The organism is Microbacterium shimangi, from assembly GCF_043556445.1.
GTDB lineage: Bacteria > Actinomycetota > Actinomycetes > Actinomycetales > Microbacteriaceae > Microbacterium.
Genome location: NZ_JBIGII010000003.1, coordinates 648,911 through 671,633, shown reverse-complemented (window position 1 = coordinate 671,633; position 22,723 = coordinate 648,911). Strand labels below are relative to the sequence as shown.

The following is a 22,723-nucleotide window of genomic DNA, read 5'->3' as shown; positions in this document are numbered from 1 at the left end:
CGAGGTTCGGCGGGCGCTCCGTCAGCGGCGGGCGATCAGGCGCGTGGCGAGGCGACGGGTCAGCGGGGTGAACGGCGGCCGGATCACGCGCAGGGTGTCGAGGAACAGGGGTTTGTCGAGCACCGACTTCTCGTGGCTGAACGTCCGCACGGAAGCTTCGCCGTGGTACGCGCCCGTTCCGCTCGCGCCGACCCCGCCGAACGGCAGCGCCGGTGCGCTGAGCTGCAGCAGCGGAGTGCCGAAGCTGACACCACCCGAAGACGTTTCGGCCAGCAGCCTCTTCTTCGCGCGCTTCGACGCGGTCAGGGCATAGAGCGCCAGTGGCTTGTCGCGCGCGGTGATGAAGGCGATGGCCGCGTCGAGGGACGGCACGGTGATGATCGGCAGGATCGGGCCGAAGATCTCCTCGGTCATCACGGGGCTGTCCGGACTCACGTCGGTGAGTACCGTGGGGGCGATGTATCGGGTGTCGGAGTCGGTGATGCCGCCCGTCACCACGCGTCCGTCGCCCAGCAGGGCTTCGAGCCGCGAGAACTGCTTGTCGTTGATGATCCGGCCGTAGTCGGGGTTGTTGCGCGGGTCCGCTCCGTAGAGCGCGCTGACGGCGTCGGTGAGGGCGCGCTCGAGTGCGGGTGCTGCCTCGGGTGTGGTCAGCACATAATCCGGCGCGACGCAGGTCTGCCCGGCATTGATGAACTTCGCCCACGCGAGCCGAGTGGCGGCCGCGGTCGCGTCGACCGTGCCGTCGACCCACGCCGGGGACTTCCCGCCCAGCTCGAGCGTCACCGGGGTGAGGTGTTTCGCCGCCGCCGTCATCACGATGCGCCCGACCGCGCCGCTGCCCGTATAGAAGATGTGGTCGAAGCGCTCCTCGAGCAGTTCGGTGGTTTCGGGTACGCCCCCTTGCACGATCGCGACCGCGCGGGGATCGAGGTAGAGCGGAATCAGGCGTGCCAACGCGGCCGCAACGGCCGGAGCGAGTTCGCTGGGCTTGAGCACCACGGCGTTTCCGGCGGCGAGGGCGCCCACGAGGGGTGCCAGCAGGAGCTGCACCGGGTAGTTCCAGGGCGCCATGACCAGCACCACGCCGAGCGGCTCGCGCACGATGCGCCCGAAGGCGGGGGCGAGGACCATCGGGATGGGGACGCGACGCGAAGATGTCCACCGCCGCAGGTGGGAGAGGGTGTGGTCGATATCGCGCACGACGAAGCCGATCTCGGTCAGCTGGGATTCGACGCGGCTCTTTCCGAGGTCGCTGGCGAGGGCATCCTCGAGTTCGGATCCGTGGTCGCGGAGGAGGCGACGGAGGCTCTCCAGCTGGCGGCGACGCCAGGCGAGGGGGCGAGTGAGGCCGCGATCGAAGCCACCCCGCAGTCGTGGCACCAGCTGAGCGGGCCGGGCGGCGGACTCGGCGAACGCATCGGCATCGGCCAGGGGCAGCTCGTGACGGGTCATATCTCGATGGTATACGAAACAAGTTGGTTTCGTTTCGTAAGTGTTACGGTGGGTCCATGGATTCCCTCGACACCACCCCCGCGGGTGAGAGCAGCCGCTCCGACTTGCGAATCGTCCTCGACGACCTCGCCCGCGCGATCGCCGCCGACCCCCGCGGCAGTTCGCTGACTTCGGGCGGCACCTTCACTCTGACCGAGACGCTGCAGCACGCCGCGCAGAGCATCGAGTACTCGCTGAGCGGGTATCCCGTTCTGAAGCCCGTGGGTTTCCGCACGACCATCGGGCGGGCGGCGAAGCATCTGTTCCTGCGCCGAGGCGCGATGAAACACAACCTCGCGGCTCCGGTCGACGGAGCTCCCGAGCTCGACCCTCACCTGGCCGTGACCGCGGCGCTGCGCCGGTTGGAGATCGCCGCCACGGCGCTCCTCGCGCACACGGGCTCGCTGCAGCCGCATCCCACCTATGGCGTATGCACGCCCGAGCAGGGCGCGCGCCTGCAGGCGATGCACCTGCGCGAGCACCTTCCCGGCCTCGAGGTCGCAGGCGCAGAACCCGTGACGACCGACCGGTGAGTGCATCGGCCTCCGACACCGTCGCAGACACGCCCCAGGGTCGTCCGCGCGATTCCCGTCTCGACGCCGCGCTGCTCGAGGCGACCGTGCTCCTCATCGAAGAGAAGGGATACGCAGCTCTGACGACTGCCGCCGTCGCTCAGCGTGCCGGTGTGTCGACGGCGTCGCTGTATCGCCGGTGGGCGTCCAAAGAAGAACTCGTCGCCACCGCTGCCGCGGCGCTGATCGCCGACTTCGCCGTCGACCACAGCACGGGAACCCTCGACGGCGACCTGACGGCGCTCCTGGAAACGAAGGTCGCTCTTCTGGGCGGTCGTACGGGCAGCGTGTTGCGGTCGCTGTCAGGGCGCGCGACCCACGATCCCGAACTCGCCGCCATCATCGAGCGGGACGTCTACGGCCTGGCCCGCGATCACGTCGCGGCGGTCTTGGAGCGCGCCGCCGCGCGCGGTGAGATCACTGGAAGCGTGGGCACGGCGGTGGCAACCGATCTCGTGATGGGAATGGTGGTCGTTCCGCTCTTCCTGGCGGCCGACGGACCCGACGCCGTCGCGGCCATCGATGTTCCGCAGCGCGTCGCGGTACTGCGTCGCGCTCTCGGCGCGTAGTCGCTCGGCACCGAGGGTCAGCCGAGCGATCCGAGCCACTCGAAGATGCCGAGTTCTGTCGCCGCGGCGCGCAGCACGAGAAACCCCACGATCCCCAGAATCCACGCCGTGTTCTCGGCTGCCGTGCGCTGCAGCCAGCCGGCGAGGCGGCGAAGCGGTGCGTCGATGACTCGAGCGGCGACGAGGCGGAGGACGAGTAAGAAGAGAGCGGGCGCGACCATCACAGCGCAGTAGCCCGTCAGTCCCGCGATCTGGGCGGGCAACGGCACGGATGCGTCGGCGAGCATCGTCATGCCGACGATGTAGGGCACCATCGTGGCGACCTCGACGACTCCGGCCCCCACGGCGATCCCGACGATCGCGAGGGGCGGGGTGCGGTCCGAGAGCAGGCGTTCCCGCCACCGCGTGAGTCTGCCCGGAGGGTCGGGAGGACCCTCGGCGGCGGGGGCGGATGCTGCGGGGGCGGTCGCTGCGACGCCCTTCTTCACGCGCGGCCCGGTCGGCATCAGCAACGCCGTGCCCAGGAGCGCTGCCCCCGCGACCAATCTCACGATCCGGCCGGGCGACGAGGAAAGGAAGTCGCCCGCGACGTCGACGATGTTGACGAGACCGAAGAGGAAGAGAACTCCGACGAGAAGGTAGAACAGCGCGATGGTGCCGAGGTAGAGCAGCATCCGCCCCCCGCGCACGCGCCCGGGCACCAGGAGGAAGAACAGCGGGATGAGCAGCGTGCCGATGCTGAGCCCGTCGAGCAGCGCGAGAAGGGTCAGGGCGAGGGGCAGCGGAACGCCGGGGAGGATGTCCATGGCACCACCCTCGGATCGACCCGCACGGAACGCATCGGGCGGAGGATGGAGGACCGCGGCTGCTCTCTCGTCCTTTCGAACGAGGACGCCCGCGCCTCGGCATGGTTGCATGAGTCGATGACGACCGGATCAGCGCGAAGGGCGAGGCGAGTGCGTCGGTGGGTGCGGGGGCACCGGTCGGTCGTCGACCCGGTCGTCTACGCACTGTGCGCCGTCGCGTCGGCGGCGCTCGGTGTTTCGGGTCTGTGGAACCTCTTCTCGTTCGTTCCGCCGGACGCCTCACCGTGGTGGACCCTCGTGACAGCGCTCCCCGCCTGCGCGGTGGTGCTCCTGCGCGACCGGTTCCCCCTCGCGGCGCTGCTCGCCGCCACGGCGATCGGGCTCGTCGACCTCGCGACCGTGGGCGGCCTCGTCCCTCTCCTCGTCGTGCTCGACACCCTCTACGTCGCCACCCGTGACGCGGCAGCTCGCCGGCGTCGCATGATCCTGTTCGCGGTGGCCGTCACCGTTGCCGCGATCGGCACCGCCGCGCTCGCCGCCGTGGGGGAGGTTCGCGTCGCGGCCGTCATCGTTCTGCAGGTGGGAGCACTGCTCGGCACCACCTACTGGTACGCCACTGCCGTCGCGCAGTCGCGAGAGCTCGTCGCCCTGCACCGGCAGCGGGCCGAAGATGCCGAGGCGCTGGCCGCACGGGCCCGGGAGGCCGCCGTGCAGGACGAGCGCGAGGCGATGGCCCGCGAACTGCACGACCTCGTCGCCGGGCACGTGTCGGCCATGGCGATCCGGGCGGAGGCGTCACTGGCATCGCCGTCCGATGGCGAGCGCGACCGGGGGGCACTCCGCGCGGTGCGGGATTCGGGGCTCGAGGCCCACGAAGCGCTCCGCTCGATGATCTCTGTGCTGCGTTCGCCGAGCGGGTCGCCTCGCACCTTCGCCCTACCGCGGGGTCGAGACACGGTCGCCGCGTCGGTCGATGCCGCGCGCCTGTCGGGTCTCAGGGTCACGCTGCACGACGAGATCCGCGGCCCGGTCGCCGACCCGGTCGATCAGGCGATCGCCCGGATCGTGCAGGAGTCGCTCGCGAACTGCCTCCGCCACGCGGCGGGCGCCGTCGTCGAAGTCCACCTGTCCGAGGGCGACGGCGAGGTGCGTGTGCGCGTCACGTCGCAAGGCGGGGTGGCTCTGCGGCATCCGCCCCTCGAGGGCAGCGGCTGGGGGCTCGAACTCATCCGAGAACGGGCGCGCGCCGTCGGCGGCGAGCTGCAGGCCGGGGAGGACGGCTCGGGATGGACGGTGCAGGCGCGTCTTCCGAAGGTGGCGCCGATATGACCGCGCGAGAGGATCGCCGGACCACGGTCATGATCGCCGACGACCACGGGGCGATCCGAGAGGGTCTGCGGATCATCCTCGAGTCGCACGGGTTCGACGTGGTGGGCGAGGCCGCCGACGGGGAGGTGGCGGTACGCAACGCCGCGGCGCTGCGGCCCGACGTCGTGCTGATGGATCTGCGCATGCCGGGCACCGACGGCGTGGCGGCCACGGCGCGGATCGTCGACGCCGGGTCGAGCGAAGTGCTCGTGCTGACCAGCTTCGACGAGGACGACCTCGTCGCCGGGGCGCTCGCCGCCGGGGCGGTGGGCTTTCTGCTGAAGACGGCCGATGCCGCCACTCTCGTCGACGCGGTGCGCCGCATCGCGAGGGGCGAGGGGGTGCTCGACCCGCGCGTCACCCGTCGCGCGCTCGAACTCCTCACACGGGAGCCCGAACCGGCCGCCCCCTCGACGATCGGAGGCCTGACGCCTCGCGAGGCGGAAGTGCTCGACGCGATGGCCGACGGCTTCTCGAACGCCCAGATCGCCGAGCGGCTGCGGATCACGGTGCCCACCGTGAAGACGCACGTGTCGAGCGTGCTCGCCAAGCTCGGCGCCCGGAGTCGCTCTCACGCCGTGGCCATCGCCCGATCGGACGGGTGACCGGGCTCAGCGCTTCGCTGGGGCCTTCGGTTCGGAGACCGTCGGCACGATCGGGCGAGCGGCGCCGGAGAAGAGCCCCGACGCGACGATCAGGCCGACGATGATGAACAGCGTGTTCAGCAGCCCGACGTGCTCGCTGATGAAGCCGAGGATCGGCGGACCGCAGAGGAACGCGACGTACCCGATGGTCGCCGCAGCGCTGACGCGAGCGGCGGCATGCGCCGGGTCGTCGGCCGCCGCCGACATGGCGAGCGGAAAGCCGAGCGATGCCCCGGCGCCCCAGAGCGCTGCGCCGACGAAGACCAGTGGCAGGTTCGGCGCGAGGATGAACAGCAGCAGGCCCACCGCGGCGGTGGCGGCGAGCACCCGCAGCACCGGGACACGGCCGAAGCGGTCGACGAGCGGGCCACCGAAGACCCGCACCACCGTCATCGCGATCGAGAAGACGGTGAGGCCGGCGGCGCCGAGCGCCTGATCGGCGTCGTGGCCCTCGACGAGGGCGAGAGGCAGCCAGTCGTTCGCGCCGCCCTCGGCGAAGGCCATGCCGAGCATGACGACGCCGAGCGCATAGGTGCGCGGCTCCCGCCACGCCGACAGCGCGACGTGCAGGCGTTCGCGCCACGCGGTCGGTGCGGCATTCGCCTGATCTTCGTCGGCGATCTCGTGCGCCGGCACGTTCGCGATGCTCACGAAGGCGATCACCACGATCACCACCGCGATGATGCTCGCGTGGGTCACCACGGCGAGGCCGATCGCCACGGCGGCGACGCCGAGACCCGCGCCGATGACGGTGCCGAAGCTGAAGAAGGCATGGAAGAGGGGGAGGATCGTCCGGCCGGTGTGCTTCTCGATCGCCGCGCCCTCGACGTTCATCATGACGTCGACCGATCCGTTGCCGAATCCGAACAGGGCGAGCCCCAGGAGGACGACCGGGTACGAGTGGACGAAATCGGTGCCGACCCCGATGATCGTGACGCCGACCGCCACCAGGAGCAGTCCCGCGAGCATTCCCCGACGTGCGCCGATGCGCGCGAGCACCACCGGAGCCACCGAGAGTCCCACGATCGAGGCGACGCCCATGCCGAGGAGCAGGAGCCCGACCTGGATGTTGTCGATGCCCAGCGAAGCCTTGATCGCGGGGACGCGCGACGCCCAAGTGGCGATGCTGAGACCGCTCGCCAGGAAGATGGCGAAGATGGCGGTGCGCCAGCGCACGATCTGCGATCGGGAGAGTTCGGTGTGCATGCGACGAGCGTACCGAATCGATTCGATGAATGTCACGCCCGGGGGTAGCATCGCTTCATGAGCGCTCGCCGAGCCACTATCGCCGACGTCGCCCGCGAAGCGGGTGTCTCGCCGTCGACCGCGTCGGTCGTCTTCAGCGGGCGCACGCCGGTCTCGGATGCGACCCGCCAGCGGGTGCTCGCCGCGGCCGGTTCGCTCGGGTACACCGGTCCCGACCCGCGCGCGGCGTCGCTGCGGCGGGGAAAGTCGGGCATCGTCGGCGTGGTCTTCGACAGCCCGCTCGGTGCAGCGTTCCTCGATCCGGTGATGACGCTCATGATGGACGGGCTCACCGAGGGAGTGGCCGAGCTCGGAGCGGGCGTGCTGCTGCTGCGCGACAACTCGGCGACCGCCGCCGGCGACTCCGATGCGCAGCCGACCCTGATGACCGCCCCGATCGACGCCGCCGTGCTGATCGGCTGCAGCACCGTCATGCGCGAGTCGCTCGACGTCATGCGCGCCCGCAACATCCCCGTGGTCGTCATCGAGGGCGATGCCGGCGAAGGGGTGCCGCAGATCAGGCTCGACAACCGCGAGGCGCAACGGCAGGCCGCGAGCCACCTCGCCACCCTCGGGCATCGCCGCGTTTCGATCGTGACTCTTCCGAGCGGGCCGGATCGCGCTCGCGGATGGCTGGATGCTGCCGAGGAACAGCGCATTCGGGTCGATGTGACCCGCGACCGGCTGGCCGGGGCGCGCGACGTCTATCCCGAAGCGCCGGCGTACGCCGCCGCCGCGAGCTCGATCGACGAGGGGTTCGCCGCCGGGCGCGCGATCTTCGCCGCCGCCGACCATCCGACGGCCGTCATCGCGCAGAGCGATCTGCTCGCCACGGGGGTCATCCGCGCGGCCGAAGAAGCGGGCCTTCGCGTCCCCGAAGACGTGAGCGTCACCGGGTTCGACGGCGTCGTCGTCGACGGGCTCGCGCCCTACGCCCTGACGACGCTGGTTCAGCCCTCGACCGAGAAGGGGCGCGCGGCAGGAGACGCTGTGGCCGCGATGCTCGAGGGTCGCGAGGCGGCGTCGTTGCGCTTCACCTGCGTCTTCCGCGCCGGCAATACGACGGCGCCCGTCACCCGTTCGCACTGACCTCGCCACCGCCCGGGCGCCGGGTACGGATGCGGCGGGTAGAATAGACCCGACACCCCGAGCGCCCGGGCAACCGCCCGTCGACCCCCGAGGAGGCCGCATGTTGGTACTCCTCGCCGCGTTCGCCGTGGTTCCTCTTCTTCTTCCCTGGCTCGTTGCGCGTCTGGGAGCCCGGGCGTTCTACGTGGCGGCGCTCCTTCCGATCGTCGCGTTCATCCACACTGCTCTGTCGACGTCGTCGGTGTTGAACGGCCAGATTCCTTTCGAGGCATACGACTGGATACCGCCTCTCGGGATCGCCCTGTCGATGCGCATGGACACCCTGGGCTGGGTCATGGCCCTCGTCGTCACCGGCGTCGGGGCGCTCGTGCTTCTCTATTGCCGGTGGTACTTCCGCGGGAAAGACGAGGGGCTCGGCCAGTTCTCGGCGGTGCTGCTCGCTTTCGCCGGCGCGATGTACGGGCTGGTGCTGACCGACGACCTCGTCGTGCTGGTCATGTTCTGGGAAGTCACCAGCATCCTGTCGTACCTGCTGATCGGCTATTACCACCGCCGCGGTGCGAGCCGTCGCGCAGCGCTCCAAGCGCTGCTCGTCACCTCGCTCGGCGGTCTCGTCATGCTCATCGGCGTGGTGCTGCTGGTGGTCGAGTCGGGCACGTCGAGCATCTCGGCGATCCTCGCGCTGGCCCCGACCGGCCCGATCGTCGATGCCGCGCTCGTGATGCTGCTGGTGGGTGCGCTCAGCAAGTCGGCGATCTTCCCCTTCCATTTCTGGCTTCCGGGGGCGATGGCCGCTCCCACCCCCGTCAGCGCGTACCTGCACGCCGCGGCGATGGTCAAGGCCGGGATCTACCTCATCGCCCGTCTTGCGCCGGTCTTCGCGTTCGCCCCGGGCTGGCGGCCGATTCTGCTCGCGCTGGGTATCTTCACGATGCTGCTCGGTGGTCTCCAGGCCCTCCGCGAGACCGACCTCAAGCGCATCCTCGCCTTCGGAACGGTGTCGCAGCTCGGGTTCCTCACGGTGGTGCTCGGGTACGGCACGCGCGAGGCCGCACTTGCCGGACTCGCGTTGCTCATCGGCCACGCGCTCTTCAAGTCGTGCCTCTTCCTCGTCGTCGGTGTGATCGACCGTCAGCTGTCGACCCGTGACATCAGGGAACTCAGCGGGGTGGCGCGTCAAGCCCCCGTCATCACGATCGCATCGACGATCGCGGTGGCCTCGATGGTGGGCATCATCCCCACCCTGGGGTTCGTCGCCAAAGAGGGCGCGCTGACCGCCTTCATCGAAGAAGCGGTGCACGGCGAGGCCTGGGGTCTCGTGGCTCTCATCGGGGTCTCACTCGGTTCGATCCTGACCGCCGCCTACGGGGCGCGATTCCTCTGGGGGGCCTTCGGCACGAAGAAGGACGCCGACGGGCAGGCCAGGGAACGCACCGAGTGGCCGGATCCGCCGATCGGATTCTTGTCCGCACCGGTCGCGCTGTCGGTGCTCACCGTCGCCGGTGGCTTCGGGGCGTCGCTCCTCGACGTCGTGCTGCAGCCCTACGCGATGACGGCCGCCGCGGCGAGCCCGGGTTTGGCCGAGCCCGAAAGCGCACCGCACCTCGCGCTCTGGCACGGTTTCGAGCCCGCCCTGTGGATCTCGTTGGCGACGCTCGCGATCGGCCTGGTCCTGTTCTGGTTCACGCGGAGCGCCACCCCCGCCACGGCCCGCCGCGTACTGCCCTTCACCGCCGTCGACGTCTACAACGCGGTGCTGCGCTTCATTGCACGCGCCTCGGTGTTCGTCACGAGCCTGACCCAGCGCGGATCGCTGCCCGTCTACGTCGGGATGATCTTCCTCGTGTTCGTCGTGGCAGAGGGCACGGTGCTGCTGTCGAACCCGACGTGGCAGGCGAAGCTCGACGCCTGGCAGACGCCCGCGCAGCTCGCTGTCGCCCCCGTGATGATCGCCGCCGGCGTGCTCGCCGTCAACGCACGCAAGCGGTACACCGGTGTCGTGCTGGTCTCGGTCACGGGCCTCGGCATGGTGGTGCTGTTCGCCACGAGCGGCGCCCCCGACCTCGCACTCACCCAGATCCTCGTCGAGACCGTGACTCTCATCGCCTTCGCCCTCGTGCTGCGACGCATCCCGGCGCGGATGGGCGACCACAACGCCTCGGTCTGGCCGCTGGCCCGAGCGGTGCTCGCCATCGGAGTGGGCGCGACCATGGCCGTGGTCGCCATCGTCGCGACCGGAGCGCGTCAGGTGCGGCCGATCTCCGACAGCTTCCCGATGCTCGCCTACGAGATCGGGCACGGGAAGAACGTCGTCAACGTCGCCCTGGTCGACCTGCGCGGGTGGGACACGATGGGCGAGCTGTCGGTGCTGGTCCTCGCGGCGACGGGCGTGGCCTCGCTCGTCTTCGTCACCCATCGCTCCGACACCCTTTCGAAGCTGACCACGCGACTGCCGCGGCTGCACAAGCGCGGCCGCGGGGCTCTCGTCGAGACGACGGAGGGCGTGCGCGCGCGCACCGACGACACCAGCGACAGTCCGCAGGCCTGGCTGTTCGCGGGCCAACGGGTGCGCCCCGAGAACCGGTCGATCATCCTCGAGGTGGTCGTGCGCGTGCTCTTCCACACGATCATCATCGTGTCGCTCTACCTGCTCTTCGCCGGACACAACCTGCCCGGCGGCGGCTTCGCGGGTGGACTGGTGGCGGGCATGGCGCTAGTCATGCGTTACGTCGCGGGCGGTCGCTACGAGCTGGGAGCCGCGGCCCCCGCAGACCCCGGCCGACTGCTCGGCGTGGGGATGGCGCTCGCGGTCGGCTGCGCCCTGGTGCCGCTGCTGTTCGGCGAGGCCCCGCTGACGAGCACCTTCTTCGAAGCCGACATCCCCGTGCTCGGGCACGTGGAGTTCGTGACCTCGACGATCTTCGACATCGGCGTGTATCTCGTCGTGATCGGCCTCGTGCTCGACGTGCTGCGCAGCCTCGGCGCCGAGGTCGACCGTCAGACGCAAGAGATGCGCGCACAGGGGGTCATCGCCCCGTGAACGTCTCCCTCGTCCTCATCATCGTCATGGCGGTGCTCTTCGCCTGCGGCGTCTACGCGATGCTCGAACGAAGCCTGACCCGCGTGCTGATCGGGTTCCTGCTGCTCGGCAACGCCGCGAACCTCCTCCTCCTCATCGTCATGGGCGACCCGGGGGTCGCCCCGTTCTTCGGTGATGCGTCGACGCCCGACGACTACTCCGATCCGCTCCCGCAGGCCCTGACGCTGACGGCCATCGTCATCACGTTCGCCGTCTCGGCCTTCCTCCTCGCCCTGATCTACCGGTCGTGGCAACTCGGCCAGGCCGACACGGTCGAAGACGACGCGGAAGACGTCGCGATGCGGGCACGAACGGCGCAGGACGACGGGGTCATGGACGTCGAGGTCGGTGACGAGGACGACGACGCCACCACCGACTTCGTCGGCATGGCCAGCTCGCCGCTGCGTCTTCTGGGCAACCGGGACTATACGAAGCTCCGCGACGACGCCCCGTCGGACCGCCCCGCCCCCACCGGCAGTCCGACAGCATCCGACAGCCCACCCGATGACCGAGAGAGCGAGGACGACCGATGAGTTCCCTCGTCCCGCTCCTGGTCACCCTGCCGCTCCTCGGTGCGGCCATCGCCCTGATCGCGGGCCGCCATCGGCGCACCCAGGTCACGGTCTCGATCGCCACGCTGACCCTCACCATGGTCATCGCGGCGGTGCTGCTGGTCTACGTCGACGTCTCGAACACCCCGATCGCGGTGTCGGTCGGCGGGTGGCCCGTGCCCTTCGGCATCGTCCTCTACGTCGACCGGCTCGCAGCCCTCCTGGTGCTCGTCTCGAGCGTCGTGCTGCTCTCGGTGCTGCTGTTCTCGGTGGGCCAGGGTGCGGAGGACGGCGACGAAGACACCCCCGTGTCGATCTTCCACCCGTCGTATCTGATCCTCGCCGCGGGGATCTTCACGGCGTTCATCGCGGGCGACCTGTTCAACCTCTACGTCGGTTTCGAGATCCTGCTCGTCGCCTCGTACGTGCTCATCACGCTCGGCGGCACCGAGAACCGCATCCGCACGGGCGTCGTGTACATCGTCGTGTCGCTCGTCTCGTCGATCCTCTTCCTCGCGGCGATCGCGGCGATCTACGGCGCCCTCGGCACCGTGAACATGGCGCAACTGTCGGAGCGCATGACCGAACTGCCGCAAGAGACGCAGCTGGTGCTGCACCTCATGCTCGTCGTGGCGTTCGGCATCAAGGCCGCCGTGTTCCCGCTGTCGTTCTGGCTGCCCGACTCGTACCCGACGGCTCCGGCGCCGGTCACGGCGGTGTTCGCAGGGCTCCTGACGAAGGTCGGTGTCTACGCGCTCATCCGCACCGAGACCGAGATCTTCCGCGAGAACGACATCAACCTGCTGCTCTTGATCGTGGCACTGGCGACGATGATCGTCGGGGTTCTCGGTGCCGTGGCGCAGGCCGAGCTCAAACGCATCCTGTCGTTCACCCTGGTGAGCCACATCGGCTACATGATCTTCGGGTTGGCGATCGCGACCCCGGCCGCGATCGGCGCGACGATCTACTACATCGTCCACCACATCGTCGTGCAGACCACCCTGTTCCTCGCGATCGGTCTCATCGAGCGTCGGGCGGGCAGCACGTCGGTGCTGCGCGTGCGCGGACTGATGCGCGCCGCGCCCGTGATCGCCGTGCTTTATTTCCTCCCGGCGATCAACCTGGGCGGGCTTCCTCCGTTCTCGGGCTTCATCGGCAAGTTCGCGCTGTTCGACGCGGCGGCCGAGGTCGGCACCCCGATCATGATGGTGCTGATCGTCGGCGGCATCGTCACGTCGCTCCTCACGCTCTACGCCCTCATGCGCGCGTGGAACCTCGCGTTCTGGCGAGAAGAAGAAGATTCGGCCGAGACCGATGACCGCATCTCGTACCTCGGCGACTCGCCCGAGGCCGAGGTCAAGACCGAGCGCCGCGCGATTCCTCGCATCATGACGGCGGCGACCGCCGGCATGGTCGTGGTGACCGTCGCCCTCACGATCTTCGCCGGCCCCCTCTACGAGGTCTGCGCCCGGATCGGTGAGACGCTCCTCGACCCGGTGTCGGTCGTGCAGCTCGAGCAGGAGGCGACTCCGTGATGCGCGAGAAAAAAGACGCGTTCCACCAGGTGTGGCGCCAGCTGCCGTTCTTCGCGTGGCTCGTGGCGTTGTGGATGCTGCTGTGGGGCCAGTTCACGGTCGTCGCATTTCTCACGGGGCTGATCGCCGCGGTGATCGTCACGCGTGTGTTCCGGCTTCCGCCGGTGCAGCTTTCGGGCCGACTGAACCTCTGGTACGGCCTCGTTTTCGTCGTGACGTTCTTCGCCGCCCTCGTCCGCGGTTCGCTCCTGGTGGCCTGGCAGGTGCTCGACTTCCGTCGACAGCCCAGCAGTGCCGTGATCGCCGTGCAGCTGCGGACCGACGACGACCTCATCATGACCCACACCGCCGTGACGGCATCGCTCATTCCGGGTTCGCTCATCGTCGAGGCCGACCGAGATCGCCGCATTCTCTACCTGCACGTCATCGGAATCGACAGCGACGACGACGTCGAAGCACAGCGACGGGCGGTCCTCGGCTGGGAGGCGCGCATCGTCCGCGCCGCCGGCTCCCGCAGTCAGCTCGCGATCGTCGACGAGGCCGTCGTCGGCACGCCGCGCCAGGGGGCGACACCGTCATGAACGTTCTGCTGCTCGTCATCTTCGTCGTCTTCGCGGTCGCCGCCATCCTCACCCTGTGGCGGATCGTCGTCGGTCCGTCGATCCTCGATCGCGCCGTGGCATCCGATGTCCTGCTCACCGAGGTCATGTGCGTGCTGGGGGCCGAAATGGCCATCAACCAGCACACCCGCACGCTGCCGGTGCTGTTGATCATCGCGGCGGTGGGCGTCTTCGGCTCGATCTCGATCGCACGCTTCGTCGCGCGGAAGGACAACGCAGACCAGTGATCCTCGCATCCGCCCCCATCGAAGCGACCGTGTCGCCGCTCGACGCGGTGCTCGACACCACCGCCCTCGTGCTGATCCTCATCGGTGCCGTGCTGTGCCTGACCGCGGCGATCGGCCTGCTGCGCTTTCGCGACGTGCCCAGCCGCCTCCACGCGGCGACGAAGCCCCAGGTGCTGGGACTGATCGTCATCTGTCTCGCGGTCGCCCTGTCGCTGCGCTCGTGGGAGGTGGTGGCCTTCATCGTGCCGATCGTCCTCATCCAGCTCGCGACGGCGCCGCTGTCGGCGCACATGGTGGGCCGACAGGCGTATCGCAACGGCACGCTCGATCGGGCTTCGCTGTACACCGATGAGCTCCGCGCCTCGCGCGAGACTCCGCCCGCCGCCGGCTGACCCGAACGTCGGAGAAGACGCCGACGGAGGACGATCCGTGCGCAGACGGCCTACGCCCGGTTCATCTCCTTCGCTCGCGTACCGAGCCGCTGATCTTCAGCCGATGACGCTCGGCTGAAGATCGCGCAGCGTGCGGAAGCGGGTCATGCGACCCACCCCGATCGCCGCCGCGATGCCGGCGCCGACGAGCCAGGCTCCGAGCACGGCCAGGTCGAGCCAGACCCGATCGAGGTCGCCGCCGTACATGACCTGGCGCATCGCGTCGACGACGTAGCCCATCGGCAGCACGTGGTGCAGCGCCGCGAGGGGCGCCGGAAGCGTCTGCCACGGGAAGGTGCCGCCGGCCGTCACGAGCTGCAGCACCATGAGCACGAGGCCCAGGAACTGTCCGACCGAACCCAGCCACACGTTCAGCGCCAGCACGATGGCGGCGTAGGTCGCTGTGCCGAGCAGGAGGATCCCGAGGGTGGCGAGGGGGTTCGCGAACGAGAATCCGAGGGCGAAGGCGAGCACCCCGAAAAGCCCGAGCATCTGCACCCCGCCGAGGAGGGCCGGGGTCAACCAGCCGGCGAAGGCGACGCGGACGGGGGAGTTCAGCGCGGTCACCGCGCGACGCGAAACCGGTTTCACGATGAGGAACAGCGCGTAGATGCCGATCCACGCCGCGAGTGCCGCGAAGAACGGGGCGAGTCCTGCGCCGTAGTTCTGCGCCTGGGTCAGCGCACTGGAGGTGACGGACACCGGGTCGGAGAGCGTCGAGGCTTGGCTCGCCCGGGTGGCGTCGTCGGTGTCGGGAATCTGGTTCACCCCATCGGCCAGCCCCGACTGCAGTTGCGTCGCGCCGTCGGCCAGCTGGGCGATGCCGCTGTCGAGCGAGCCGGCCCCGTCGCGCAATCTCGCCGCACCGTCGGCGGCGGTGGCGGCGCCGTCGGCGAGGGTGGCCGAACCCGAGGCCAGTTGTCCGGCTCCGTCCGAGACCTGTTGCGCGCCGGTGGAGACCTGTTGCGCACCGGCGGCGAGTTGATCGATCTGACCGACGGCCGTCTGTACGCGCGCGTTGGTGGTCGAGAGTCGCTCCGCGACGGGGTCGAGGGTTGCGAGCACCTCGGTGATCTTCTCCGGGGCGACCCCCGCATCGGTCAGCCTTCGTGAGATGTCGGCGCGCACGGTCGGGAGGAGGGAGGTGGCTTCGGTGGATGCTGCGCCCACCCGATCGGCGATCGCGTCGACCTGCTGGGTGCCGGTCGCGACCTGTTGCGCACCCGAGCTGACCTTCGCCGCACCGTCGTCGAGCGCCGCGGCCCCGTCTCGGAGCGTGACGGCGCCGTCGCGCAGCTGCGCGGTGCCGGTCGCCAACTGCCCCGCGCCGTCGGCGAGGCTGGTCGATCCGTCTCGGGCGGTGCCCAGACCGTCGACGAGCTGCTGAGCCCCGGTCGCTGCATCCGTCAGCTTCACGCGGATCGTCGCGAGGGCGTTGAGCAGCGTCAGCCCACCCTGATCGACGACCTTCGCGGCCACCGTCGACTGGATGCGGGCCACGGCCTGCGTGCCGATCGTCGAGGCGAGGTAGTTGTTGGCGTCGTTGGTGCGCAGAATGATGTCGGCCTGGCGGGGCTCGTCGGTCGAGATCGACGCGATCGAGGCGGAGAAGTCCGACGGCAGTTCGACGACGAAGTCGAAGTCGCCGTTCTCGAGACCCGCGGATGCTGCATCGGAACCCACCTGGTGCCACTCGAAGGTGTCGCCGCCGAGCAGTTCATCGGCGACCTCGTCGCCGAAGTTGCGGTCTTGCCCGTTGAGGTTCGCGCCGGTGTCGTCGACGACGAGGGCGACGGGCACCCGCGACAGGTTGCCGTAAGGGTCTTGGTTCGCCCAGAGGTAGAGACCGCCGTAGACGATCGGCACGCAGAGCAGCGCCACCAGGGCGATCAGCGACATGCGAGTAGAGGTGAGCCGCCGCAGCTCTGCCGCGATCATCTGCGGAACCTTCATCGTTCTTCCTCCAGTACCGACTGCGAGGCGCGCCCCGCGATCACGAGCACGGCGTAGCCGCGTTCGGCAAACTCTTTCGCGAGCCGCCACCAGTTCTGGGGCTCGCCGCCGTGCCGATCGGGTGAGGTCAGCACGAGACCCTCGATGCCTTTTCGCAGCGCGGCCAGCTCGAGCAGGATGCGCAGGCGTGCCGCCGGCTCGATGTTGCCGATCGGGGTACCGGCGAGGTCGCCGAGACCGAGCCCGTCGAGCCACCGGCGCGCGGCGAACGGGTTCGGCGAGGCGCCCGCGAACATCAGCTCCTCGGCGACGACCCCGGCGACCGTGACCGCCGCCTCGGGGTCCGAGACGCCGAGCGCATCGACCAGCGCGACCCGCCGCCGGATGCCCGCCGCGTTCTTCTTGCCGTCGAGCAGCACCTCGCCGCTGTCGGCGCGCATGCGCCCCGACGCGAGCAGCCCGAGCACGGTGGGGCGTTGCTCGGTCTCGGCGGCCGCGAGGGTCGCTCGGCCCGTCTCGTAGGTGAGCGCGGTCTCGGGGAGCGCGCGCTCCGCGCGCCCCTTGCTCACGTCGCGCAGCTCGATCCTCATTCGCCCGCCTCCGGCAGCTCGGCCAGCAGCGCGACGGTTTCGCGCCACGAGAGCCCGGCGATGCCGAGAACCGCTTTGACGGCCACCTCGGCCGTGGCCTCGGGGTGTGCGCCCATGCGAGCCACGATCGAGCGGCCGGTGTACTCGATGAGCTCGGCGAGTTCGGGCCCGGGGATGTCTGTGCGCAGCACCCCCGACGCCTGGCCGTGGTCGACGATCTCGGCGATGCGGTGCCGCAACGGCGCGAGGGCCGCCGCGGTGCCACCGACGTGGGTCTCGTCGAGCGCGATGGCTGCCGAGGCACGCACGTGCGAGGCCTCCTGCCAGAGACCGGCGGTGAGGCGAGCGAGAGCCCGACGGGGGTCGGTGTCGGAGACGCGGGCGGCGATCGCGTTGAACCGCGCGGCACCGGCGACCAGCACCTCGGACACCAGAGCGTCGCGGTCGTCGAAGTGTCCGTACAGAGCGCGGCGGGAGAGTCCGGCGGCCCGGGCGATGACGTCGAGCGAGGCGTGGGGGTCGCGGGCTATCTCGTCTGCGGCCGCTGCGAGGATTCCGGCGCGGTTCTCTCGGGCGTCACGGCGCGGACGGCGCACAGGTGAAGAAGTCGGCATCAGGCGATTCTGCCACGAAACTGCACATCATGGTGCAAGTTATAAACCAGTGCCACGGATGCTGGCGGTGTGAGACCGAAATGCGTTACGGTCGCGCATGTTCTGGACCACGCGCAACATCTGAACGGTCGCAAATTTAGATTACGTGTCCAAAAGCTTCGCTTTCGGCGTGTTGATGACTAAAGTAAGACCGACCGCTGGGTATACGCATAGGAAACGCACAGTTCAACTATGCAATCACCCCGTAACCCGACGATCCACTTCCCACAGATACAGAAAGATACGATGACGCCTTTCACCAGACGCACCGCGACGGTGTGCACGACCGCCGTTCTCGGGCTTTCGCTGGCTCTTGCCGGCGCGGTCTCTCCCGCCCTCGCCGTGACGAGCGAATCGACCACCGACGTCGTGGCCCCCACGGCCGCCCCCACGGCCGCTCCTTCGGTCGAGTTGACGACCGAAGCTGTCGAGGCCATCGCTGGAGCGACGGCCGAGTCGGCCGCCGCCACGGTCGCGCCTTCCGCCGAGCCGACCGCCGAGGCTGCCACGCCTTCGGTCACTCCGTCTGCTGAAGCGACCGCCGAGACTGTCGAGACCTTCCCCGAAGCAGCCGAGTTCAACGCAGGGTCCGACAAGTACGAGCTCGCCGCGGCTTTCTCCGGCAACTCGGTCGGCGAGCTGAAGCAGCTCGAGAAGTCCGGCGCCATCGAGATCTCGGAGAACGGCTTCGTCCTCCACATCGACGACGCCAAGACGAGCGGATCGTCCAGCGCCGAACGCCGCGCCGCCGAGGTTCTCGAAGGTGCGATCCCGGGTGACGCGGCCGCCGGTTCACGTCCCGGTGCGCCGGTGACGGTCTACCTCGACTTCGACGGTGAGGTCCTCGAGGGGACCAACTGGAACGCCGAGAACGACGAAGAGACGCTCACCTTCGAGCCGGCCGCCTCGGCGAACGCCGCCTTCCGCGAGCGTGTCTGGGCCGTCGTCGCCGAGGACTACGCGCCGTTCAACGTCAACGTCACCACGACGCGCCCGAGCGACGAAGCGCTCTACAAGACGGCGGCCGACGACAACACGTACGGCTCACACGTCATCGTCACCGACTCCTACACCGACGTGCTGCCCCAGGCAGCCAACAGCTCTGGTGTCGCGTGGGGCGGCGGCGCCGGATCCGAGTTCCTGAGCGGTGCCTTCGTGTTCACCGAGGGCCTCGGTGGCGCGCAGGCGACCTCGAAGACCGTCGGTGACACCGCGTCGCACGAGTCGGGTCACAACTTCGGCCTGATGCACGACGGCATCGAGGGATCCACGACGGGTGAGTACTACTACCCGACCGAAGGCGTGTGGGCCCCGATCATGGGCGCATCCTTCGAGGTGCCGGTCACCCAGTGGTCCAACGGCGGCTACGCCGGCGCGACCGAGCTCGAGGACGACCTTTCGGTCATCACCGACCGATCGGCTGTCTCGGCGATCTTCACGGGCGCCACGACACCCGACGGACAGCCCTACACCGGACCGGTTTGCCCGGTCGGCGACGCCGACCCGAACAACCCGCAGCCCGGCGACCAGTTCATCGTGCCCAACGCGCAGAACCAGTGCGACCCCGCCGGCACGCAGCTGACGCTCATCTTCTCGTACACCGACCGTGCCGACTTCGCGGCCGACCAGGTTGGCAACACGCCGGCTGAAGCGACCACGCTCGAGAACACCACCGGCACCTTCAGCATCGCGGGCGTCATCGAGACCACCGCCGACGTCGACGTGTACGCCATCGTCGCCGCCGAGGGTCCGTTCACGGCCACGGTCGACGTCGCCGACATCTCGCCGAACCTCGACACGAAGCTCACGCTGGTCGACTCGGAGGGCACCGTCATCGACGAGAGCGCGCCGGTCACGACGCGCGCCTCGGACACGACGGCCGCCGGCCTGAACGCCACGGTCACGGCTCCGGGTGGAGTCGACACCGGTGCCTTCTACCTGATCGTCGACGGCGTCGGCGAGGGTGACCCCACCACCGCCACCCCCGAGAACGCCAACGGGTACACCGACTACGGCAGCCTCGGCAACTACACCCTCTCGGGTGCGGCCGTCGAGTTCGTCGCTGAGGAAATCGTCATCGAGACTCCGACCGAGGGCACCGAGGTCGTCGGCGGCTCTGACGTCGCCGTCACCGGTACCGCAACGCCCGGCGTAACTGTCACGCTCACCTTCGGCGGACAGAGCGTCACCACCACCGCTGATGACCAGGGCGACTGGGAGGCGACGATCACGGCCAACGCTTACGGCAACACCGAGATCGTGGCCACGCAGAGCGTCGACGGTCTCGACCTCGCGGGCAGCGACTCCGTCACGGTGACCGCTCCGGTCGACGCGCCGGTCATCTCCAGCCCGGCTGCCGGCACCACGACCGCAGACGTCACCCCGACGATCTCGGGCACCGGTATCGCCGGAGCAACCGTGACCGTCACCGTCACCGATGCGAGCGGCAACGCCACCACCGGCCAGGCACTGGTCACCGACGCGGGAACGTGGGAGCTGATTCTCGGCAACGAGTTCGCCGCCGGCGCCTACACCGTCGCCGCTGTCCAGACCATCAACGGTGTGACGTCCGCCGTCACCGGTCCCATCGCGTTCTCGGTCCTTCCCGCTGCCCCCACCGGCAACGAGAACCCGGGCGATGACGGTACCCTCGCGGCAACCGGTAGCGACTTCGCCGGCGCCCCGTTCGCCCTCATGGCTGCCGGGCTCCTGATGGGCGGCGTCTTCATGACGGCGTTCGCTCTCCGTCGCCGTAACAAGCTGTCGCTGCAGAGCTGAATACCACGGTGAGGCCATGAGAGTGGTCTAACCGACGTGGGGCGGGAATCACGAAAGTGGTTTCCGCCCCACGTGCATTTCCGGCCGCAGCACGCGGTCGCCGGAGGTGTTGTTCAGGAACGGGGCATAGTGTCTGCCGCAACCGGCGTGACACCGTCAGACATCAGGCAGTCCGAAGCTGGAGGGCAAAATGGCCGAGAACATCGAACGCAGAGGCTTCCCGCGGGCGGCCGTCATCACCGCCGGCGCCCTCGCCGTCGCGATCGTCGCCCTGGTCATCGTGGGGGTGGTGAATCTCTCCGCGAACGACTCCGCAACGCCGTCGTCCGAGGTCTCGCCGACGTCATCCTCCGACGGCGAAGCGACGCCCATAGAGCAGCCCACCCCTGAACCGGAGAGCACCGTGACCACGCCATCTTCTTTCCCGTCCAGCGTCTTGCCCGAGGCGATGAGCGGCCAGGCCGCGATCGATGCCCTCGGCGACAGGATCGACGTCGTCGCGAATCGCAACGGCAAGTCGGTCGAAGAGCTGACCGACCTGCTGCTCCGCGACAAGACGGTGCACATCTCGACCACCGGCAACATCTTCTTCCAGGATGACTTCGGCAGCGACGGCTGACACCGCCTGACCCGGTTCCGGGCAGGCATCCGCCTACGACGAGAGCGCCGCACCCCCTCAGGGATGCGGCGCTCTCGTCGTCGTGACAGTGGTCAGTCGGTGCCGGAGTCGAACGCGGCGGCTTCGCCCGCAGCATCCGTCGCCTCTTTCAGGCGCTCGTGCGCGGCATCGGGGCGGAGGGCAGGTTCGGTGATGCCGTCGGCGCCGCCCGCGGTCACGCTGCCGACGAGTTCGGCCGTCGGACCCCCGAGGAGCCCCAGCCCGGCGTACTGCTCGAGGCGCGTGCGCGAGTCGGCGATGTCGAGGTTGCGCATCGTGAGCTGGCCGATGCGATCGATCGGCCCGAAGGCGGCGTCGCCGACGCGCTCCATCGAGAGCTTCTCGGGACCGTACGACATGGTCGGGGCGGTCGTGTCGAGGATCGTGTAATCCTCGCCGCGACGCAGACGCAACGCCACCTCGCCGGTGATGGTCGACCCGACCCACTTCTGGATCGACTCGCGCAGCATCAGTGACTGCGGCTCGAGCCAGCGGCCCTCGTACATGAGTCGCCCGAGCCGGCGTCCCTGCTCGTGGTACGTGGCGAGGGTGTCTTCGTTCAGGATGCTGTTGACCAGGCGCTCGTATGCGATGAACAGCAGCGCCATGCCGGGCGCCTCGTAGATGCCGCGCGACTTGGCCTCGATGATGCGGTTCTCGATCTGATCGCTCATGCCCAGGCCGTGGCGACCCCCGATGCGGTTCGCCTCGAAGACGAGGGCGACCGGGTCGGCGAACTCGACGCCGTTGAGGGCGACCGGGCGACCGCGGTCGAACGTCACCGTGACGTCTTCGGTCGCGATCTCGACCGAGGGGTCCCAGAAGCGCACGCCCATGATCGGTTCGACGGTCTCGAGCGACACCTCGAGGTGCTCGAGTGTCTTGGCCTCGTGCGTCGCGCCCCAGATGTTCGCGTCGGTCGAGTAGGCCTTCTCGACGCTGTCGCGGTACGGGAAGCCATGCTCGACGAGCCACTCGCTCATCTCTTTGCGGCCGCCGAGCTCGGTGACGAAATCAGCGTCGAGCCACGGCTTGTAGATGCGCAGCGCGGGGTTGGCGAGCAGGCCGTAGCGGTAGAACCGCTCGATGTCGTTGCCCTTGTAGGTCGAGCCGTCGCCCCAGATGTCGACGCCATCGTCTTTCATGGCGCGCACGAGCAGCGTGCCGGTCACGGCGCGGCCGAGCGGGGTGGTGTTGAAATAGGTGCGTCCGCCCGAGCGGATGTGGAAGGCGCCGCACGACAGGGCGGCGAAACCTTCTTCGACCAGGGCCGTCTTGGCGTCGACGAGGCGGGCGACTGCGGCGCCGTACTCGAGCGCACGGCCGGGGATCGACGCGATGTCGTCTTCGTCGGGTTGCCCGAGGTCGCCGGTGTAGGTGCAGGGTACGGCGCCCTTGTCGCGCATCCAGGCGACGGCGACCGACGTGTCGAGTCCGCCCGAGAAGGCGATGCCGACGCGCTCGCCGATGGGCAGGGATTGCAGGACTTTCGACATGCGTCGATTCTATCGAGAGTGGGTGCCGCGCCCCGTCTCCGTCGGCGGCATGGCGGCGGTGGGTCCCGGGCCTCTGCGGGAGCGCTCCCGCGTCGCGCCCCGACCGCGCCGAGGTCGTACGCCGATACCAAAATGTGACCGTTCTCATTCGAAGATTTTCGTGACTCATCGGGCGCAGTCCGAGTATGTTGATGCGCGCAACGTACGTCCCGTGGGTGGGGCCGCGGTGCGTTCACAGCAGCAATCCGAAAGACAGCGTCGTTAACGGAAACAGACACCGACGTCTCCTCTCCCGCAAAGCACAGTCGCCAGCGGGGGTGAGCGATGTGGGTCGACGCGGACCCGTATTCCTTGGAAGGACTTTC

At 69.2% G+C, this 22,723-nt stretch carries 20 protein-coding genes; 13 read left to right on the top strand and 7 right to left on the bottom strand.

Annotation, left to right across the window (positions count from 1 at the left end):
• Positions 1-21: 21 nt before the first annotated feature.
• On the bottom strand, positions 22-1,455 hold the full coding sequence (locus ACFXQA_RS04785; protein ID WP_394518657.1) for an aldehyde dehydrogenase family protein: 1,434 nt from the start codon (positions 1,453-1,455) through the stop codon (positions 22-24).
• 56 nt (positions 1,456-1,511) lie between these two features.
• Here ACFXQA_RS04785 and ACFXQA_RS04780 point away from each other — a divergent pair, with 56 nt between their 5' ends.
• Positions 1,512-2,027 (top strand): DUF1569 domain-containing protein, encoded by a 516-nt coding sequence (locus ACFXQA_RS04780; protein ID WP_394518656.1) that lies wholly within the window; start codon positions 1,512-1,514, stop codon positions 2,025-2,027.
• Positions 2,024-2,635, top strand: coding sequence for a TetR/AcrR family transcriptional regulator (locus ACFXQA_RS04775; RefSeq protein WP_394518655.1), 612 nt, complete (start codon positions 2,024-2,026; stop codon positions 2,633-2,635). Before ACFXQA_RS04780 ends, ACFXQA_RS04775 begins: the two co-directional genes overlap by 4 nt.
• 17 nt (positions 2,636-2,652) lie before the next feature.
• Here ACFXQA_RS04775 and ACFXQA_RS04770 read toward each other — a convergent pair whose 3' ends face one another.
• A complete protein-coding gene (locus ACFXQA_RS04770) occupies positions 2,653-3,441 on the bottom strand; it encodes a GAP family protein (protein WP_394518654.1) in 789 nt (262 codons plus the stop codon).
• 117 nt (positions 3,442-3,558) lie between these two features.
• Between ACFXQA_RS04770 and ACFXQA_RS04765 the strand changes: the two genes are divergently transcribed.
• Positions 3,559-4,770, top strand: coding sequence for a sensor histidine kinase (locus tag ACFXQA_RS04765; RefSeq protein ID WP_394518653.1), 1,212 nt, complete (start codon positions 3,559-3,561; stop codon positions 4,768-4,770).
• A complete protein-coding gene (locus tag ACFXQA_RS04760; RefSeq protein ID WP_394518652.1) occupies positions 4,767-5,414 on the top strand; it encodes a response regulator in 648 nt (215 codons plus the stop codon). The genes ACFXQA_RS04765 and ACFXQA_RS04760 overlap by 4 nt, the downstream gene beginning before the upstream one ends.
• A gap of 6 nt (positions 5,415-5,420) precedes the next feature.
• On the opposite strand, the gene ACFXQA_RS04755 is transcribed toward ACFXQA_RS04760, so the two are convergent.
• Complete coding sequence (locus ACFXQA_RS04755) at positions 5,421-6,659, bottom strand: MFS transporter (RefSeq protein ID WP_394518651.1); 1,239 nt, start codon at positions 6,657-6,659, stop codon at positions 5,421-5,423.
• A gap of 57 nt (positions 6,660-6,716) precedes the next feature.
• Between ACFXQA_RS04755 and ACFXQA_RS04750 the strand changes: the two genes are divergently transcribed.
• The 7 genes from ACFXQA_RS04750 to mnhG all read left to right on the top strand — a co-directional run bounded on the left by ACFXQA_RS04750 (position 6,717) and on the right by mnhG (position 14,191).
• Positions 6,717-7,787 carry a LacI family DNA-binding transcriptional regulator gene (locus tag ACFXQA_RS04750; protein ID WP_394518650.1) on the top strand — a complete coding sequence of 357 codons (1,071 nt, stop codon included), beginning with the start codon at positions 6,717-6,719 and terminating at the stop codon, positions 7,785-7,787.
• A gap of 100 nt (positions 7,788-7,887) precedes the next feature.
• Complete coding sequence (locus ACFXQA_RS04745) at positions 7,888-10,827, top strand: Na+/H+ antiporter subunit A (RefSeq protein ID WP_394518649.1); 2,940 nt, start codon at positions 7,888-7,890, stop codon at positions 10,825-10,827.
• Entirely contained in the window at positions 10,824-11,399 is a 576-nt protein-coding gene (locus tag ACFXQA_RS04740; protein WP_394518648.1) for a Na(+)/H(+) antiporter subunit C, read from the top strand. Before ACFXQA_RS04745 ends, ACFXQA_RS04740 begins: the two co-directional genes overlap by 4 nt.
• The gene (locus ACFXQA_RS04735) at positions 11,396-12,952 is read left to right on the top strand and encodes a Na+/H+ antiporter subunit D (RefSeq protein ID WP_394518647.1); all 1,557 of its coding nucleotides are present in this window, start codon (positions 11,396-11,398) and stop codon (positions 12,950-12,952) included. Before ACFXQA_RS04740 ends, ACFXQA_RS04735 begins: the two co-directional genes overlap by 4 nt.
• Positions 12,952-13,533, top strand: a complete 582-nt coding sequence (locus ACFXQA_RS04730; protein WP_394519076.1) for a Na+/H+ antiporter subunit E — start codon at positions 12,952-12,954, stop codon at positions 13,531-13,533. The genes ACFXQA_RS04735 and ACFXQA_RS04730 overlap by 1 nt, the downstream gene beginning before the upstream one ends.
• Positions 13,530-13,799 (top strand): MrpF/PhaF family protein, encoded by a 270-nt coding sequence (locus tag ACFXQA_RS04725; protein WP_394518646.1) that lies wholly within the window; start codon positions 13,530-13,532, stop codon positions 13,797-13,799. The genes ACFXQA_RS04730 and ACFXQA_RS04725 overlap by 4 nt, the downstream gene beginning before the upstream one ends.
• A complete protein-coding gene (mnhG, locus tag ACFXQA_RS04720) occupies positions 13,796-14,191 on the top strand; it encodes a monovalent cation/H(+) antiporter subunit G (protein ID WP_394518645.1) in 396 nt (131 codons plus the stop codon). Before ACFXQA_RS04725 ends, mnhG begins: the two co-directional genes overlap by 4 nt.
• Before the next feature lie 96 nt (positions 14,192-14,287).
• On the opposite strand, the gene ACFXQA_RS04715 is transcribed toward mnhG, so the two are convergent.
• From ACFXQA_RS04715 to ACFXQA_RS04705, 3 genes are read right to left on the bottom strand one after another with little or no spacing between them, the layout of a single operon-like run.
• Entirely contained in the window at positions 14,288-16,183 is a 1,896-nt protein-coding gene (locus ACFXQA_RS04715; RefSeq protein ID WP_394518644.1) for a YhgE/Pip family protein, read from the bottom strand.
• On the bottom strand, positions 16,180-16,773 hold the full coding sequence (locus ACFXQA_RS04710; RefSeq protein ID WP_394518643.1) for a hypothetical protein: 594 nt from the start codon (positions 16,771-16,773) through the stop codon (positions 16,180-16,182). Before ACFXQA_RS04710 ends, ACFXQA_RS04715 begins: the two co-directional genes overlap by 4 nt.
• On the bottom strand, positions 16,770-17,387 hold the full coding sequence (locus ACFXQA_RS04705; RefSeq protein WP_394518642.1) for a TetR/AcrR family transcriptional regulator: 618 nt from the start codon (positions 17,385-17,387) through the stop codon (positions 16,770-16,772). The genes ACFXQA_RS04710 and ACFXQA_RS04705 overlap by 4 nt, the downstream gene beginning before the upstream one ends.
• Before the next feature lie 285 nt (positions 17,388-17,672).
• Here ACFXQA_RS04705 and ACFXQA_RS04700 point away from each other — a divergent pair, with 285 nt between their 5' ends.
• Both ACFXQA_RS04700 and ACFXQA_RS04695 read left to right on the top strand, forming a co-directional pair.
• A complete protein-coding gene (locus ACFXQA_RS04700) occupies positions 17,673-20,204 on the top strand; it encodes an Ig-like domain-containing protein (RefSeq protein WP_394518641.1) in 2,532 nt (843 codons plus the stop codon).
• Positions 20,205-20,394: 190 nt separating this feature from the next.
• Positions 20,395-20,823, top strand: coding sequence for a hypothetical protein (locus ACFXQA_RS04695; RefSeq protein WP_394518640.1), 429 nt, complete (start codon positions 20,395-20,397; stop codon positions 20,821-20,823).
• Positions 20,824-20,915: 92 nt separating this feature from the next.
• Here the strand turns inward: ACFXQA_RS04695 and argG are convergent, their stop codons facing one another.
• Positions 20,916-22,358 carry an argininosuccinate synthase gene (argG, locus tag ACFXQA_RS04690; protein ID WP_394518639.1) on the bottom strand — a complete coding sequence of 481 codons (1,443 nt, stop codon included), beginning with the start codon at positions 22,356-22,358 and terminating at the stop codon, positions 20,916-20,918.
• Between the last annotated feature and the right edge of the window lie 365 nt (positions 22,359-22,723).